Origin of the sequence: Psychromonas sp. B3M02, from assembly GCF_003318165.1 — a bacterium.
Taxonomy (GTDB): domain Bacteria; phylum Pseudomonadota; class Gammaproteobacteria; order Enterobacterales; family Psychromonadaceae; genus Psychromonas.
In genome coordinates, this window is sequence record NZ_QOCB01000021.1 from 40,057 (window position 1) to 56,247 (window position 16,191).

The window sequence follows — 16,191 nt, forward strand, 5'->3', positions numbered from 1 at the left end:
TAAAATAATTATAGAAAAATAAAACTAACAAAGTGTTAATAAAACCGACACCTTACAGTGTATGTGGGTGAGAGAAGTTTGAAGTTGAAGAGAAAAAGAATTGAATAGACGAATGCCCTACAATCCTGATCCTCTATTAATGTGTTTTAACTCGCTAACTGTAAATACGTTACTGGGCTGCTTTTTTCTCTTTTTCCAGCTTTTCTTGTTTTTCCAGCAAAGGTTCAAAACGCTTATCGGTTAATGTTTTCATAAAAGCTATCAATGCATCAATCTTACGGTCCGTCATTGCTTGGGCTTTTAGGTCTTCAACATCGATTGTGTTAGGGACTTCAGCTGTACGCCAAGGTTTACCTGTTTCAGGATTAATCGTACGTTTGGGGTTATTGTAATGATCATAAAACTCCATCACTGTACGTAGCTCTTTGAATACACCATTATGCATATAAGGGGCTGTAACTGCGACATTACGTAATGATGGATTTTTAAATTTACCATCGTATTTAGGATCGTCTACCGCAGGGTTTTCTAATAAACCATGGTCAATAAAGTCATCTTGTACGTGGCCTAACGCAATCAATTGAGCATTCGAAGGAACACCAATGTTACGGTATTGATGGTTAGTAAACGGTTCTTTTTCACTATCTTCTGTTTTCAACATGTGACAACTATTGCAGCTCACATTGTTATTAGAGAAGAATAAAGTACGACCTAAATCTTCCAACACTGTTAGCTCATACTCGCCTTTTAAGAATCGGTCATACTTACTGTCATAAGTTGCAAACTCATCAGTTTGTTCAAATGCTTGAATAGCACGAGCAAAACCATTGAAAGCAGGTAAAACACCATCTTTTTTAGCTTGCTGCTCAAAGACTGTTTCACCATAAATACGTTTAAAGTTATCAATGTAAAATGGATTTTCTTTGATGCGCTGCACTACCGTTTCAGCATCAGGAAAACCCATTTCAACAGGGTTTAATGGCGGTCCCATTGCTTGGTCAGCTAAGGTATTGGCACGACCATCCCAGAACTGCCCACCAACATACTCATTTAACTCTTCATTGAAATGAAATGAAGGCGATGTATTCGCATATGCTGCCATTGGCGTATTGCGCGTCCCAAGAGATTTACTATCATCGCCCAGTGACACCATAGTAAGCCCTATGTTTTCACGATGATCACTAAAACTCGTTGAAGGCTCATGACAGGTTGCACATGACATAGTTCTATTCACAGAGAAACTTGGGTCAAGAAACAAAATCTTCCCTAGTTGCGCTTCTGTCAATTGAGCTGCATTCGCCTGATAGCTGGTAAGCCCGATTAATAATATATAAAGAAGTTTTTTCACTTTAGTGTCCGTTTAATACTTGTCATTACATTAAAAAAAGGCCGAATCATAATTTTGACAACACTATCAAAATCTTGTCTTTTGCCTTCCCCTAAACCAAATTTTTGTACAGTAGCTGCATCCTTGGTTAGCCTTAAAGATCCAAATAACCAATCCCATAAAGCTAATACACTACCGTAGTTTTTTCGCATACTTTCTTGTTGATGATGCACTTGATGCTGTGCTGGCGAGATCAATAATCTCTCTAGCCAACGCCCATAGCTTAAACGAATATGACTGTGTCTTAAGTTCCCAGTAAATGAGAATAATGCGACCACAAATAGGTTGCCACCTAACACAGTATATAAATCAACGCGCGCACCAAAACAAAAGATGAAAACACCTGTCACTACACCTGCCACAATGGCGTTACGTAGTGCGAATAGTAATATCTCCACTGGGTGTAAACGATAGAAGGTTAACGGGTTTAATGACTCTGCACTATGATGTACCTCATGAAACTTCCACAACCAACGATTCGTGTGCATTAATCTATGTAACCAATATCGACTTAAATCCCCAAGCACAAATAAACACAGGGTATAAGAAAAAACGATATCGCGATAATACCAAGATAAGAACAGTGGTTCATAGTTTGAGTTTAAATAGTTTAATACCCACAGAGCCACTGTTTGCCCTGATAAAAACAGTGGAATGATCAGCAGCTTTTTTAATAGCCAGTTGACCAAAAAATAGCGATAGTCGAGCTTCGCATCAGCATTCAACCAATACGCTTTCATGTTGGCGACAGAAAGCTTACGCCCTTGCCACACATACCACACTGTCGCTATTACCGCGCTGGTAATTAGGTACCCCCAAAATATACGTTGGCTACCGTTAAGAAACAGCGCTAATGGAGAATCAATCGCCATCGGCATCGATTAAGTTCGCTGATACACCAATACGGCTTACTAACTCTCTGTAAAAGGCTTTTTGTACATCCAATAGACCTTGAAAGAGTGGGATCATGTCATTCAGGTTAAAGTTATGGTCTGCCGGTGTATTGTTATACGCTTCAACTGATGCAGTCAGTGCATTTTGTACTGCTTTAATCCCTTCGCTACCATGTTTTTCGTAAGCAATAGTCGCTACGTTAGGCTGTTTATCTTCACTTAATAGTTGTTGGTTGGTTTCTAAAACACCACCAATAAATGCCCATGATGCTTCACTGTATGGAAACTGCTGTAGTTCAGGCTTCGTTACTCCTAAGTTAGCTTTAGTTAAACCACTCACTTGCGCAATACGCCAATCACGGGTTTTGTAAATGTGTTCGATTTGCGCATTAACCACTAATGACAACCCTTTGTCTACATCAAACAAAAATGCATCACGGTTTGCTTTATAACCATCGCTGATTTGTGTGAATCGTTTACATACGTTAGCCACCATCACTTCAGCAAAGGCTTTTCTTCTCTCGGTCCATTCACCTGTAAACATCACAGAGTCGATGGCAGTCATGGTTTTATAAGAGTTTTTATATAATGCAGAAGCTGGTTTTGAGTCACGACCAATTAAACGTTCAAGGCTGGCATGGATATCCTCATTACCACTGTGGAAGAAATCCACCATCAACGGGTAGTCCATCGCATTCATGTCGTAACCACCTAGGATGTAACTAGCTTGTACTTGTCCCCACCCTTTTGCCAGTTGTTCAAAGGCTTGATGGCGTACTTCACCTGAATCACTGTCTAACGCACCTTGTAAATCTGCACAATATTGCACTGCATTATCAGCGTTTTGCTGCAGCACATTATCATAAATTGAGGCATAAGGGTCTTTTTGCACAGCATGACTTAACATCGGTGTGCTAAGTAAACAAATCAGTGACAAGTGTTTCATAGTTTTCATAATTGCTCCAGAAAGTGTAGCAAGGCCAAGCGTTGATCTTGGTCTAATTTAATAAATGTTGATTTAGCCGTTTCTGCTTCACCACCATGCCAAAGAATGGCTTGTTCCGGTGTTGCTGCGCGAGCATCATGTAAAAAACGATGTTTCGCTCTAACTCTTGCGCCAACACCCCATAATGGCGCTGTTCGGAATTCGCGCTCACTGGCTAAGAATTCAGGGCGTCCATCTTGTAATGCATCCCCCATATCATGCAGTAATAAATCACTATAAGGGTGGAATTCGACACCTTCGCTAGTGCTCATGCTTGCCCTATGACAAGCGACACAGCCAGTTTCTTCAAATAGTTTTTTACCTTGTTGTGCTTGTTTATCTAAGCGCACTGTTTGTGGCGCCTTATGATCACGAATAAACGCACTGATTGCTTTTAAGCGCAACATAGGTAAATCTAAACTACCAAGCGGCGTATTATCCCCTTTAGGCGCAGCTAAACAATCTTTTTGTGCAGGTTGGCAACGTTCTTCGGTGAAAAAGGGATTTGTTAAGCCTAAATCATGGGCAGCGGCGTTAGCGGTTTGGTTTTCAATGTCCGCTGCGCTGCTTTTCCAATTAAGACGCCCCAGTATTTTTTCACCTTGATCCGGCGAGTTTAACCAGTTAGCTCGGCCACTGATGCCATCGCCATTTTTATCATCGGGATCTTCCCAAGCCAAAATATCTTCAGCAGAGACTTGTTCGATTAATCTTAAACCCGCTAATGTAGGAGGCTGTCGCAAAGAGATGGTTGTCTCTTCGGCTAATGGCCCATAACCGAGTTTATCTAAATAAGGGATAAATTTTGTTAAGGTAAGCGATTGACCATCCGGGTACGTAAAAGGGATCGACTCAATCTTCAAACGTGTTTGAGCTTCTGGTTTAACTTTACCATTACCTCTAATCGATATTTGCGTTCCGTAAACAGGATCGGGCACATTGTCGTGCATGGGGGTATCGATATTATGTATTAACCAACGGCTCGTGTGTTTGCTCGGTTGTGTTAATTTAAAGACTAATGCTCTTAAGGGTTGGTTTTTACTGCTAAGTGTCGGTGCACTACCGTTATCTTCGTGACAACTAACACAGGTATTAGAACTAAAATGCGGACCTAAACCATCACGTGCGGTGGTCGCACTTGGCGCTTCGACCCAAGGAATGGAAAAGAATGAACGACCTAGTATGTATTGATCAAAGGCTTCATCATCCATTTTAATGGGGTGTGAAAAAGGCTTACTGCCTTTGGCATTAGTAAACTCATCTGCATTAAACTGGCTGTTTTCAGCATAGCTAATATTACTTAAACCCAAAAACAAAAAAACGCCGCAAAGCATGTGCTTCGAGGCCTGGTAATAATTACTTTTCATAAATCACTTTCAAAATGAATGGTGTGCCTTTAGTTAAACAGATAACGCAAAACGCCACCGACCGAATACGGTAAGTGGCGTTTGTTATTTCATAGCTGAACTACATTGCTGTATTACAGCGATATAAGGACTTACAGCTGAGTTTCTTCAGCATCCGTTACATCATTTGTCGTCAGTGAAATACCGTAAGCTTTCGACACAACAACCATTTGATCGCCTAAACGACGTAATTGGTTTTTAAGCGTTACGATGTTTTGTACACTTTCTTCGTTTTCTGGGTGAATTTGGTAATCAAAGTGCATAGTAGTTGTTGCTAATGTATTGATTGTATCTATACGTGTTTCGATATCAGTCATTAAATCAGTAATAACAGCTTGCTCTGCATCAGAAAGTTGATCAATAAATGCAGGACCTACTTTTTGACCTTTGTATTCACCTAGTAATACGTTTTTGATACCTTGGTAGTTTTGCGCGATATCACGGTGAGTGTTATCAGAGAAACATGAGTGCTCATCTTCTTCACTTGGCGTTAGTACTGCAACAGCAATACGTTCATTCGCTAGTTCTGATTTAGAGAATACACCAACACCAGCAAAGATTTGCTTAAGAGCCGTTGTTAGTTCAATATTTTTAGACGCTTGGTCACCCGTTAGTTGCTCTAATAAAGCAGCACGGTAAAGACCATCGTTACCACTTACTTGCACATCCCAAGCACTTGCAACTACTTCTAGATCTTCAACCATTTTTTCAGCTACTGCATCAAGGTAAGCAAGACGACGTTCAGCTAGTTTATCAGTGGTGAAGTCAGTTAATGGACGTTGACCAGCAGTCATTGCACCATGAGTGATCGTATCTTCAATCATGTTGTTGTAGTCTTGATCTTGACCCCAAAGCATGAATTCAATGGCATGGTAACCAGCTGCTACGTTTGCGTCGCCGCCGTTAGTGTTTAATTCACCTAATACTTCAGGTGTTAATGAAGAAACGTCAACTGCAGTTACATCTTCACCGCCTGGTGTAAATGTACCTTTAGTGTCGATGATGTTACCGCTTGTACGCTCGTTATTTGCGTTCACAGTGTAATCGATCATGTTTTCATCTAGTGGCCAAGAGTTTAACTCACCTTCACGTGCGCCGTAAGCGTCAGCGATCCAACCGTCTTCAGCATCAATAGGGCCGTTAGATAGACGGAAGATTTCTGTTGTACCGTAGCTTTCACGAGACGCTAACCATGCATCTTTAGCTGCTTTTAATGTCGCTTCAGTTGGCGCCGCTACAAAAGCACTGATTGCTACTTGTAACAATTTTGCATCTTTAACAGCATCATTGTAGTTAGCTGTTGCAATGTTTGCGTAAGTTGTTAGTGCTGCTAATTGACTGCTTTCTGCTAAACCAGTTGCTGCAACTACTTCACTTTTAACTGCTTCCACTGCAGTTGTTTCATTTTGTGCTACAGGCTTTTCTGCTTCAGTGTTACATGCTGAAACTAATAGTGCGCCTGCAATCACAGTGCTTAACATTGTCTTTTTCACTTTTTTACTCCTGGTTTTACGTTTAAAACGTTAAGAGCTTTATTATCTATAAAGCTCAAGTTGATAATTGCTTCCTGCAACTCTGTAAATTGTGTTCTGCAATTTATTATTAAATTTTCTACTATCTGTTACTGGTTAAGCGTGTTCAGCCGTTACCTGAGCAACGGGAGTCGCTTTTTCACTTGCTTGCCATTTTAAGATGGCGAGTACCGCAACCCAGTAAATCCCTAATACTGCAAGGTCCCAACCTATTGGCTGTGAGCGATAAGCAAACAGTGATGCTAATAAGTTACCAAATACAGAGCTATCACTTAATACACTGCTCATATCCCACACATTGCTATATAACCAAGCTGGTAAATCAGTTGCAGCAAGTGGTCCACCTAGTAATTTTTCCGAAGCTGCTAAGAACAACGCAGAGCCAAGGAATAACAACATAATTTCAGTGACTTTGAAGAACCATTTCCAAGAAATGAACTTGCCACCTAATTGCAAGGCATAAAACAGTACCATCGCCAAGGCAAGACCAATGGCGACTGCAGAAAAGAAGCTAACGTAAGAAGCAACGCTACCCAGCTGTAATAATGAGCCATATAGGAACATCACAGTTTCAGAGCCTTCACGACCTACCGCAATCATGGCGAGGAAAAATACACCCCACCAGCTTTTTTTGCCCTGTAAGCTTTTCTCTAAACCAGCTTCCAACTCTTTCTTCAATGTACGACCATGAACTCGCATCCACAGCACCATTTGTACAATCAATGCGCTAGCAAACGTTAACATGCCGATTTCAAACCAAGCACGGCTTTCACCGCCTAATAAATCTGATACACCAATTAAGGTTAATGTTAATAATGCAGCTAAACCAAAACCAGCTACTACTCCTGCCAGCAACCATTTTTTACCGGTTGCTGCATCCGCTCTTCCATCCATCCAAGCATAAAGAATTCCGATCACTAAGAGTGCTTCAATGCTCTCTCTACAGACGACAAAAATTGTTTGTCCCATCTTTTAATCCTTAGCTTTAACGACTATTTTACCGTGTGTTGTTGGTGCGAAATCATCGAAGTAATCGTAACTACCCACATCAAGAGGAATAATCACTAATGTTGTTTCTGCGCCCATAAAAAGCACTTTCTCTTGGCGTAATTGGTTACTTTCAAATTCAGCAGGTTTATTACCGAGGTTACGTACTACCAGACGAAATTTGGTTTTTTCTGGTACCACTAATTTAGCTGGTGTTAAAACACCATCTTTCATTTCAACAAGGTAAGTTTTTAATTTTGTATAACGAGGGTCATTCATTTCTACACTAAAACCATCAGCATCTAGTTGTGCTGTATTTTCTGCTTCGCTAGCAAAAGCTAATGAGTTAAATGTCATGAGAGCAATAAATGAGGAAAGGAAAAAAATACGGGTGAACTTCATTAATAATGTTCCAAAAAGTATTAAGTAAAAAAATTGATTGGTAAAAAACCATTATCTTACATATTATGTCAAATGATAATAATTTAGATTCGTATTGTGATTTATTTAACCAAACGATGTCAAGTAAATAGTAGTGAGCCCTTTATTTAATTATGTTTAAGCACTTATGATTTTTTCTTTTTATTAAAAATAAGTGTGCATTTTTTTGCTCTTTAAGTGATTAAAGGCAGATACAACATCAAGTAAGATGGCGGTAGAAAAGATAAGCATAAACACGATCGTAATTAGGTTTTATATGTTTATAAATTACTTCTATTTCAATAAAATACCTCCCTTCAGTTACAAAAAAGGCCAGAAGCATAACGCGTCTGGCCTACTCTAATAATCGCTATCTATTAACAAGACAAGATTACTTTAAACGTAGTCATAAGATTAAAATGCGAAAGTAACGTTCGCAAGGAAATCTTTATCATCGTTAACACTAGCACTGATACCAAATACATCAGAAATCTGTACACCTGCATCAATTGTTGCAGTCCATTCGTTCAGATCTTCACCTTTGAAGCCGTAAGCATAAGTTGGTGTCACACCTACCCAGTACATGTGGTCAAAACGGTAACGTGTTGTTGCATCGAATTTAACGTATGTAGTATCGCTAAAATCATCGCCCCAAATAAAACCAACGCTTACTTTAGGGTGGAATCTTACTTTATCTTCCATAAATGGCAGTTTAGCGAAGAAACCAATTGAGTTGTCATTTAGGTCATCATAATCAGTATGATCGACACGCATGTCTTCACTCCAGCTGTTATCAAATGCCACACCTGAGTTAGAAGCAGAGTTTAAGATAAAGTAGTTGGTTTCGTAATGCTCTAAGTCTTCACGTGCCGCAAGTGTAAAGCTATGCTTATAAACACCACTTAAGTAGCCACCATAAGTCGCCGATAAATCAACACCTTGATTACCACCACCAATACTTGCGTGAGAATAGATAGCCGTTGGGTCACTCATATCAACCCACGTACTTGGGTCGCTTTCAGCTTCCGTTAATGGCACAGAATCAGTCACTGCAGGTGTTTCGTCAGAAAATGTAACATCCTCGTCTGCTGCGAATACCGATAAAGAAGACAGACTTAATAATGAACCAACCGAAGCGGTTAAAACACATTTTTTTAAAATCATATGATTCTCTTTTATTTCCAAATAAATAGATTAAATAAACGTTTACCGCGTTTAATTAACGTGTAGCGTGAGAATAATGCATCAGCTTTTGTAATAGTTGCTTCAGTATCGGTTATTTTCTCACCATTTACCATTACCGCGCCATTATTAACAAATTCACGAGCCATCTTGTTCGAAGCCGCTAACTCACAGCTTGTTAATAACTCAACAATTGAAGCACTGTCATTAGCCACATCCGTCGCTGGTAAACCATCTTGTGCTAATTGTGCAAGGTCAGACTCACTTAGATGATTTAAGTTCCCTGAGAATAATGCTTCTGTAATACGCTCTGCCGATGCTAAGCCTTCTTCACCATGCACTAAACGGGTTACTTCACGTGCTAAAATACCTTGTCCTTGTGGACGGCCTTTAATGTTTTTGTCTGTTTCTTCAATCTCTGCAATCTCTTCCACTGTTAGGAATGTGAAGTAGCGTAGGAATTTGTAAACATCAGCATCTAGTGTAGTGATCCAGAATTGGAAGAAAGCATAAGGGGATGTTTTTTGAGGGTCTAACCAGATAGTACCTGATTCCGTTTTACCAAACTTAGTGCCATCTGCTTTGGTTACTAGTGGCATGGTTAACCCAAATACCTTCTCTTGGTTCATACGGCGCGTTAAGTCGATACCACCCGTAATGTTACCCCACTGATCAGAACCGCCGATTTGCAACGTACAGCTTTTCTCTTTATTTAAGGCTGCAAAATCATAAGACTGTAGCAGCATGTAGCTGAACTCTGTGAATGAGATACCCGCGCCTTCACGGTCAATACGTTGTTTAACAGATTCTTTTTGAATCATAGCGTTAACACTGAAGTGCTTACCTACATCACGTAAAAATGAAATACTATCCATTTTACTGATCCAATCTAGGTTATTAACCACTTCTGCTGCATTCTCTTGGTCATTAAATTCAATAAAAGCACTTACCTGCTTTTTAATTGAATCAACCCAGTTAGCAACGATATCATCACTGTTAAGTTTACGCTCAGCAGCTTTAAAGCTTGGATCGCCGATAAGACCTGTCGCGCCACCGACTAATGCCAATGGTTTATGACCTGCTTCTTGGAAACGTTTTAAAATTAATAAGGGTACTAGGCTACCAATATGTAAACTATCAGCTGTCGGATCAAAGCCACAATATAAAGTACGACTTCCACTTGATAAATGTTCATGTAACTCTTCATCAGCGGTTGTTTGAGCGATTAAGCCACGGGCTTTTAAATCTTCTATTAAGGCATTCATTTACTTTTCCTGGTTTACTAGCAATAATTGGCTAGGATTTTACACAGTTACTGACCACAAAAAAACCTTAGAGTGAAGATATTGTCAACAATATGATAGCATTGCACTTTTATTGGTATAACAAAGAGATAAACAGATGAAAATAGGCATTATTGGTGCAATGGATGAAGAAGTTAGCATCTTAAAAGCGGCGATGGAAAACGTTACTACAAGCAAAGTCGCAGGTTGCGAATTTTACCAAGGTGACCTTAACGGTAAACAAGTGATTTTAACTAAATCAGGCATAGGTAAAGTTGCTGCAGCGGTTGCAACAACGCTATTACTGGATCAGTTTTCTCCAGATGTTGTTATTAACACAGGTTCAGCTGGCGGTTACGACACAGCATTAAACGTGGGCGATATTGTTATTTCAACGGAAGTAAGATTCCACGATGTAGACCTAACTGCGTTTGGTTATGAAATTGGTCAAATGGCGCAACTGCCTCCTGCTTTTGAAGCAACCGCTTCTTTAGTGGACATTGCAGAAGATGCAGCAAAAATGTTACCGGGTTTAAACATCATCAAAGGATTAATCTGTACCGGTGATATTTTTATGGCTGATCCAGTAAAAGCAGAAGTAGCACGTAACAACTTCCCAACCATGGCTGCATGTGAAATGGAAGCCGCTGCGATTGCACAAGTTTGTTTCCAATTCTCTGTACCGTTTGTGATTATTCGTTCTTTATCTGATATTGCTGGTAAAAAGTCAGAGCTATCATTTGATGAGTTCTTACCGGTTGCTGCAAAAAATGCGTCTGTATTAGTAGAAGCCATTGTCGATAGACTGAATTAATGCAAACCCTTTTAATGTTAATGGAACAGCACGCAGCTTTTTTCAGTTTTTTAACTGCGGCTTTGTGCTCGTTCTGTTTTTCATTACCCAAGGATCTCAATCCCCTTTCCGCTTTTGCACTGATTTTTCAACGTATTGCTATTAAAGTAAACCTGCCTGAGCGTAATGATGGTTATAAACGCCTCGCTAGCATGTTAGCTTTTTCGTTAATTTTCTTTCCTATTGTATTAATCATTAGCCAACTTTACGTGGTGGCTTTCAAACCTTTTATCATCGATTTAGTCGCCATTTATTTGCTGTTATCTTGGCATGATAAAATGCATGTCTATAAACAGATAGACAATGATTTACAATATGAAAGTTTAGCCACCGCTAAGTTATTATTAGATAAGCTTACACTGAGGGAAACAAAGCCTTTATCGCAGTTAGGAACACACAAAGCCGCTATTGAATCACTGGTATTGCAATTAACTAATGGTTGGTTTGCCGTGGTCTTTTGGTATTTGGCTACAGGTATATACGGCGCACTGTTTTACCAGTTAATGCATATTTGTGCCCAACAATGGAATTGCAAATTACCAAAATATAATGCGCTCGGTAAATTACCCTCTTTAATCACTAGCTTGTTACAAATTCCTGTTCATATTGTGGTTAGCTTTACCTTTGCTTTATATGACAAACCAATAAAAAACCTGTTTAAGAAATTTAAACAAGGGGCAGATTGGCATCACTTTTCATCAGGTTTGTTATTAAGCAGTTTTGGTTTGAGCACAGAAACTCAATTAGGTGGCGTGCGTTTATACGAAGCGCAAAAGGTAACTTATGCCAGTATCGGGTTTGACCAACAACCGAATGCGGAAAAAGTAAGCTTAGCGATTCAGCGAATTAGTTTAAGTGCCTGGTTTTGGTTGGTCTGCATCAGTGGTTATGAATTTCTTCCGCAGATTTTAGAGCATTTTAGCCAGTAGCGGGGAAGGTGAAAGGTGAAAGCAAAGTCAAAACAAGCACGCCTCTAAAACCTGTTTCATCTTTTTCATCGATAAAAGTATTTCAAAGCGAAGCGACTCTCCCCCTGAAAAACATAACATCAAAACAAGCAGGCTAAAGCCACCGCCCCTTCAAAGATGTGGCGTCAGCTTCTAATCACATAATCAAACAAGCAGGCCTCTAAAACCTGTTTCATATTTTTCATCGATAAAAGTATTTCAAAGCGAAGCGACTCTCCCCCTGAAAAACATAACATCAAAACAAGCTGGCTAAAGCCACCGCCCCTTCAAAGATGTGGCGTCAGCTTCTAATCACATAATCAAACAAGCAGGCTGAGATAAATCAACAGGCATAAAAAAACCTTCTCTGTCGCCAGAGAAGGTTTATAAACTAAAACGAATTAAATAAAATTATTTAATTGCTAGTAGTTCAACTTCAAATACTAATGTTGCGTGAGGACCGATTGCAGCACCTGCGCCACGTTCGCCATATGCAAGACCAGCTGGGATAGCTAGTTTGTATTTAGCACCTGGAGACATTAATTGTAGGGCTTCAGTCCAACCAGCGATAACACCGCCAACTGGGAACTCAGCTGGTTGACCACGTTCAACAGAGCTATCAAAGACTGTACCGTCGATTAAAGAACCGTGGTAATGAACACTTACTGTAGATTCAGCAGTTGGTTTCTCACCTTCACCTTCAGCGATAACTTCGTATTGAAGACCAGATTCAGTTACTGTTACGCCATCTTTTTTAGCGTTTTCAGCTAGGAATGCTTCACCAGCTGCACCTAATACTTTAGCTTGCTCAGCAGCAGCTGCTTGCATGCGCTCAGAGATTACTTGGAAAGCTGCTTGAAGGTCTTGTTGAGAAACCTTGCTTTCAGCACCAGCGAAAGCATCAGCAATACCAGCAGAAACAGCAGAGATATCTAAACCCTCAAAAGGATTAGAAGCAAGTTGCTCACCCATTTGTAAACCGATACCGTAACTTGCTTGTTGCTCTTGAGTAGTATATTCAGACATAATTATTCTCTTATATAATTGAATTTTTGGGTTTCCCCATCGATGTTACTAATTATATGGGGAACAAAAATAAGATTTAAAGGGAAAACCATAAAAAAAATACATTTTCTTTAAATAAATTTAAAAATCCCTTAAAAAACAAAGACAATCTATCTTAATTCTTTATTTTAATTGTTGTTTTAAGCCCGCGGTTAATAAATATACCTGCTCAGATATCGCAGCTACTTTCTGATTTAATTTACCTAACTGATCCGCATATCGCCTTTGTAATGGTGTTTCGCCAATCAAGCCACAACCAACCTCACCCGTTACTATAATCACATGACATTTTGCATCTTTCAAAAATGCTAATAAGGCCGTTTGTTGCTCAGCCATGATTGCTAGGTTTTCCTGAAGTGTATTTTCCAATGATAGATACCAGCCAACCCAAGTGGATAAACATTCAATTAAAACAATATTGTCGGGTTTATCTAAAGATTTTAAAACCGATAACAGATCTAATGTTTGATAATTCAATTCATGGGTGGTGATTGGTTGTCCAAAACGCAACTCACGATTTTGTTGATGTAGTTTGATACGTTCAATAGTTTCTTCACCAAAGGCAATACTAGTGGCGATGTAAGCAGGCTTCAATGCATTGTTTTTAGTCAATTCTAATAACAGATCTTCTGCAGCGTCACTTTTACCACTGCGTACACCGCCTATAAATAATTGAACCATGTTTACCCTTTAATATTAATATGACTATGTTGCTCATAGTACAGAATACAGTGTTAAATGAATGCTTTAAATATATTGCCTTATTGTAGTTATAAAAACAGAAACCACTTAACACCCGCCATTATATACAAAACCTTGAATCTGTTTCGTTATAAGTCCTGTTTATCAACAAAAGCAATTGGAATAAATTAACTTCAACGCCAATAAAGGCGACCTAAATAGTGGAGTAAATATTATGTCTGCAATGCAATTACAAAGAGCACAAGAACTTAGATTACCTTCTCAAGCAGCAATGTTATACAGAGAATCTTCAGTACAACATTTCTGGGATACTAATAAATCAACCTTAGTTGATGCCTGGGCTGAATGGGAAAAAACAGAGGAAAGTTTATTCCTATTAAACGGTAGTCTTTTTGATAAAGAGTTATGTGAAGCAGTCACTCAAGCTTGGCAAGACCCTAGCAAAGAATTAGCAGTTAAAGATCTACTAACAGAAGTAGCGCCAGACGTGTATCAATTACAATTGTTTGACCCTACAAAATTAGCGGAATTAAGAGCGTATTTAGAAAGCGCGTGGAATTCACAAATTCCATTACGACCACCTTACGGTATTGCTTTAAACCGTGGTGGGGCAATGTTAGATAAACGCTCTGAAGGTTACTTTGCAGCACCGAGCTTCCAAGCTTTTTATCAAGAGGTGTTAGATGTTTATATGCGACCAATTTCGCGCCTATTATTCCCTGAAATAATCGGGTTTGATACACAAACATTTGGTTTTTCTATTAACTATAAACCAACGACTGATAGCTCTCTTCGCCCACATTCGGACGCATCAGCTGTTACATTAAACGTAAATTTAAATGTACCAGGAGAAGAGTTTACTGGTTCAAGCGTGGACTTTTATGACCAAAACACCCGTCAATTAGTACCGCTTAAATTTACACCGGGTAGCGCGATGTTACACCGAGGATCTGTTGTTCACACAGCACAACCGATCAGAAGTGGTGAACGAACTAACTTTGTAATGTGGTTATTTGGTGATAGAGGACAAGTTCCGTACCCAAATATTGAAAGACCAAGCATACCAGCAAGTGAACGTTGGACAGAAGTACACAGTGTAGCCGATAGCTACGCACCTTTTTAGCATTTAAAAAGGCAAAATGAACATTCACCTTTGCTAGGCGCGAAACCTAGTAAAGGTGATGCCTTTCTACAATATTAAGCAGCAATCTCACTTAGTTTGAAGCATCCTCATATTGATTAATAAACCCTAATGTCAGAAACAAAATAACAATAAATCGAAATGCTCCCTCTTGCCCATTCCAAATAGGTGATTGCCACATTAAGAACCATTCCGCACCAATTGTCATAAAACCAGTAAACCATAAAATAATCCCTACAAATAACCCTATATTCGCTAACTTTTTAGCCTGGTTAAATTGAGCTTTATCTTGGGTCAAGGTTTTAAGCATGTTGATTGCGCCTAAAAGGCATAACAAACTAACCAGTCCTTCACTCGCAATAATCAACCAATAAAACAGATTATGTAAAAATGTTGACTCAATGGCGCGCGATTTCAACTGATTACCTTCAAAGGTTGTATCCATGGTAAGTACATGTTCTACAAAGGCATAATTAGAGCCATAATCCACAATGTTATTATAAGAAACTAACCCCGCAAATAACGCTACCCCTGCCACTAACAACGTTTTTATTACTCTCAAATGCCCCATACCCACTTATCCTCATATTTATTTTAAATTAACTTTCCAATGTTCAATTTCAATATTTATCCTATTTAATCAAATCAATTATTCATGGAACACAAACAATTAATCCGATCGGACAAATAAAAGCACAATCTATACCAGCTTAAGGTGAAAGCTGAAATTAGGGGGTGAATTCAATCTATGACGACTTGCAAGCGAGTAATAACTAGAGGCTATGATAATAAGGAGGGACTACTGACATCATTTTTAACCAAGTAAATTAAATTGGATAAGCACTTATTCGCACTTAAATGGGGAATGACTTGCACCACTAGATAAGTTAATAAAAATCAGGATAGCGAGTGATTACGTACTATAACCAAGTAACTTATCAATATTGCCCTCTTACGATTAACTTAAAAAGGCAAAATTAACCGTTTTATAGGCGCTATCTATTTGGTTTTATTGATCAGGTTTTTACCTCGGCCTATTTTAATGGTTTTTGAGATGGTATTACGCAGGAAATTATCAATAACCCCTACCTTTCTTTTCCAGTATTCGCCCGGTCGACCTGTAAAGGAGGTCACATGAAAAGAGTCTAAACCACTAGGAGATATTTCCGAGAAATAATAATTTGAAACACAACAGCGTGGTGTATCAGTCACAACTGGGCTCACCGAATGCCATGATCTATCGTTCGTTTCCATCACTAATAAACGATTGAACTTAGCAACAATTGTCTCAGGAACAGTGACCTTTGCATCCCATAGTTCAAAATTTCCACCATTTTCTAGTATCCATTCGGGTGTCACGTAATATAACAAGTTTAAACGACGGTAACTGATGCTCACCCACTTTAGT

The 16,191-nt window shown here is 39.1% G+C and carries 16 protein-coding genes; 3 read left to right on the plus strand and 13 right to left on the minus strand.

Annotated features, from left to right (window positions below):
- Window positions 1–169: 169 nt before the first annotated feature.
- The 9 genes from DS885_RS02925 to tyrS all read right to left on the minus strand — a co-directional run bounded on the left by DS885_RS02925 (window position 170) and on the right by tyrS (window position 10,057).
- Window positions 170–1,348, minus strand: coding sequence for a cytochrome-c peroxidase (locus DS885_RS02925; protein ID WP_181817685.1), 1,179 nt, complete (start codon window positions 1,346–1,348; stop codon window positions 170–172).
- Complete coding sequence (locus DS885_RS02930) at window positions 1,345–2,259, minus strand: sterol desaturase family protein (RefSeq protein ID WP_181817686.1); 915 nt, start codon at window positions 2,257–2,259, stop codon at window positions 1,345–1,347. The genes DS885_RS02925 and DS885_RS02930 overlap by 4 nt, the downstream gene beginning before the upstream one ends.
- Entirely contained in the window at window positions 2,249–3,235 is a 987-nt protein-coding gene (locus tag DS885_RS02935; RefSeq protein WP_113817910.1) for a hypothetical protein, read from the minus strand. Before DS885_RS02935 ends, DS885_RS02930 begins: the two co-directional genes overlap by 11 nt.
- The gene (locus DS885_RS02940; RefSeq protein WP_113817911.1) at window positions 3,232–4,632 is read right to left on the minus strand and encodes a di-heme oxidoredictase family protein; all 1,401 of its coding nucleotides are present in this window, start codon (window positions 4,630–4,632) and stop codon (window positions 3,232–3,234) included. The genes DS885_RS02935 and DS885_RS02940 overlap by 4 nt, the downstream gene beginning before the upstream one ends.
- 131 nt (window positions 4,633–4,763) lie before the next feature.
- On the minus strand, window positions 4,764–6,164 hold the full coding sequence (locus DS885_RS02945) for an imelysin family protein (protein ID WP_220149633.1): 1,401 nt from the start codon (window positions 6,162–6,164) through the stop codon (window positions 4,764–4,766).
- A 135-nt stretch (window positions 6,165–6,299) separates the two neighbouring features.
- Window positions 6,300–7,172, minus strand: a complete 873-nt coding sequence (locus DS885_RS02950) for an FTR1 family iron permease (RefSeq protein WP_113817913.1) — start codon at window positions 7,170–7,172, stop codon at window positions 6,300–6,302.
- A gap of 3 nt (window positions 7,173–7,175) precedes the next feature.
- Window positions 7,176–7,592, minus strand: coding sequence for a cupredoxin domain-containing protein (locus DS885_RS02955; protein WP_113817914.1), 417 nt, complete (start codon window positions 7,590–7,592; stop codon window positions 7,176–7,178).
- 432 nt (window positions 7,593–8,024) lie between these two features.
- A complete protein-coding gene (locus DS885_RS02960; protein ID WP_113817915.1) occupies window positions 8,025–8,774 on the minus strand; it encodes a hypothetical protein in 750 nt (249 codons plus the stop codon).
- Between the two features lie 11 nt (window positions 8,775–8,785).
- The gene (gene tyrS, locus DS885_RS02965; protein ID WP_113817916.1) at window positions 8,786–10,057 is read right to left on the minus strand and encodes a tyrosine--tRNA ligase; all 1,272 of its coding nucleotides are present in this window, start codon (window positions 10,055–10,057) and stop codon (window positions 8,786–8,788) included.
- Window positions 10,058–10,193: 136 nt separating this feature from the next.
- Between tyrS and mtnN the strand changes: the two genes are divergently transcribed.
- Complete coding sequence (gene mtnN / locus DS885_RS02970; RefSeq protein WP_113817917.1) at window positions 10,194–10,889, plus strand: 5'-methylthioadenosine/S-adenosylhomocysteine nucleosidase; 696 nt, start codon at window positions 10,194–10,196, stop codon at window positions 10,887–10,889.
- Entirely contained in the window at window positions 10,889–11,857 is a 969-nt protein-coding gene (locus tag DS885_RS02975; RefSeq protein WP_113817918.1) for a cobalamin biosynthesis protein, read from the plus strand. The genes mtnN and DS885_RS02975 overlap by 1 nt, the downstream gene beginning before the upstream one ends.
- Window positions 11,858–12,286: 429 nt before the next feature.
- Here DS885_RS02975 and DS885_RS02980 read toward each other — a convergent pair whose 3' ends face one another.
- Window positions 12,287–12,901 carry an FKBP-type peptidyl-prolyl cis-trans isomerase gene (locus tag DS885_RS02980; protein ID WP_113817919.1) on the minus strand — a complete coding sequence of 205 codons (615 nt, stop codon included), beginning with the start codon at window positions 12,899–12,901 and terminating at the stop codon, window positions 12,287–12,289.
- A 162-nt stretch (window positions 12,902–13,063) separates the two neighbouring features.
- Window positions 13,064–13,621, minus strand: coding sequence for a bifunctional adenosylcobinamide kinase/adenosylcobinamide-phosphate guanylyltransferase (locus DS885_RS02985; protein WP_113817920.1), 558 nt, complete (start codon window positions 13,619–13,621; stop codon window positions 13,064–13,066).
- Window positions 13,622–13,856: 235 nt separating this feature from the next.
- Between DS885_RS02985 and DS885_RS02990 the strand changes: the two genes are divergently transcribed.
- Window positions 13,857–14,765, plus strand: coding sequence for a 2OG-Fe(II) oxygenase family protein (locus DS885_RS02990; protein WP_113817921.1), 909 nt, complete (start codon window positions 13,857–13,859; stop codon window positions 14,763–14,765).
- A gap of 91 nt (window positions 14,766–14,856) precedes the next feature.
- On the opposite strand, the gene DS885_RS02995 is transcribed toward DS885_RS02990, so the two are convergent.
- Window positions 14,857–15,354: a DUF2165 family protein gene (locus DS885_RS02995; RefSeq protein WP_113817922.1), complete on the minus strand. Its 498-nt coding sequence runs from the start codon at window positions 15,352–15,354 to the stop codon at window positions 14,857–14,859.
- Window positions 15,355–15,782: 428 nt separating this feature from the next.
- The coding region (locus DS885_RS03000) for a 2OG-Fe(II) oxygenase (protein ID WP_181817687.1) at window positions 15,783–16,191 on the minus strand (409 nt) is incomplete at its 5' end.

What these genes read in the sequence shown, in the direction of transcription:
- DS885_RS02930 (WP_181817686.1), bottom strand. Translation starts at nt 2,259, where the DNA reads ATGGCGATTGATTCTCCATTAGCGCTGTTTCTTAACGGTAGCCAACGT.
- DS885_RS02935 (WP_113817910.1), bottom strand. Translation starts at nt 3,235, where the DNA reads ATGAAAACTATGAAACACTTGTCACTGATTTGTTTACTTAGCACACCG.
- DS885_RS02940 (WP_113817911.1), bottom strand. Translation starts at nt 4,632, where the DNA reads ATGAAAAGTAATTATTACCAGGCCTCGAAGCACATGCTTTGCGGCGTT.
- DS885_RS02950 (WP_113817913.1), bottom strand. Translation starts at nt 7,172, where the DNA reads ATGGGACAAACAATTTTTGTCGTCTGTAGAGAGAGCATTGAAGCACTC.
- DS885_RS02955 (WP_113817914.1), bottom strand. Translation starts at nt 7,592, where the DNA reads ATGAAGTTCACCCGTATTTTTTTCCTTTCCTCATTTATTGCTCTCATG.
- DS885_RS02960 (WP_113817915.1), bottom strand. Translation starts at nt 8,774, where the DNA reads ATGATTTTAAAAAAATGTGTTTTAACCGCTTCGGTTGGTTCATTATTA.
- tyrS (WP_113817916.1), bottom strand. Translation starts at nt 10,057, where the DNA reads ATGAATGCCTTAATAGAAGATTTAAAAGCCCGTGGCTTAATCGCTCAA.
- mtnN (WP_113817917.1), top strand. Translation starts at nt 10,194, where the DNA reads ATGAAAATAGGCATTATTGGTGCAATGGATGAAGAAGTTAGCATCTTA.
- DS885_RS02975 (WP_113817918.1), top strand. Translation starts at nt 10,889, where the DNA reads ATGCAAACCCTTTTAATGTTAATGGAACAGCACGCAGCTTTTTTCAGT.
- DS885_RS02980 (WP_113817919.1), bottom strand. Translation starts at nt 12,901, where the DNA reads ATGTCTGAATATACTACTCAAGAGCAACAAGCAAGTTACGGTATCGGT.
- DS885_RS02985 (WP_113817920.1), bottom strand. Translation starts at nt 13,621, where the DNA reads ATGGTTCAATTATTTATAGGCGGTGTACGCAGTGGTAAAAGTGACGCT.
- DS885_RS02990 (WP_113817921.1), top strand. Translation starts at nt 13,857, where the DNA reads ATGTCTGCAATGCAATTACAAAGAGCACAAGAACTTAGATTACCTTCT.
- DS885_RS02995 (WP_113817922.1), bottom strand. Translation starts at nt 15,354, where the DNA reads ATGGGGCATTTGAGAGTAATAAAAACGTTGTTAGTGGCAGGGGTAGCG.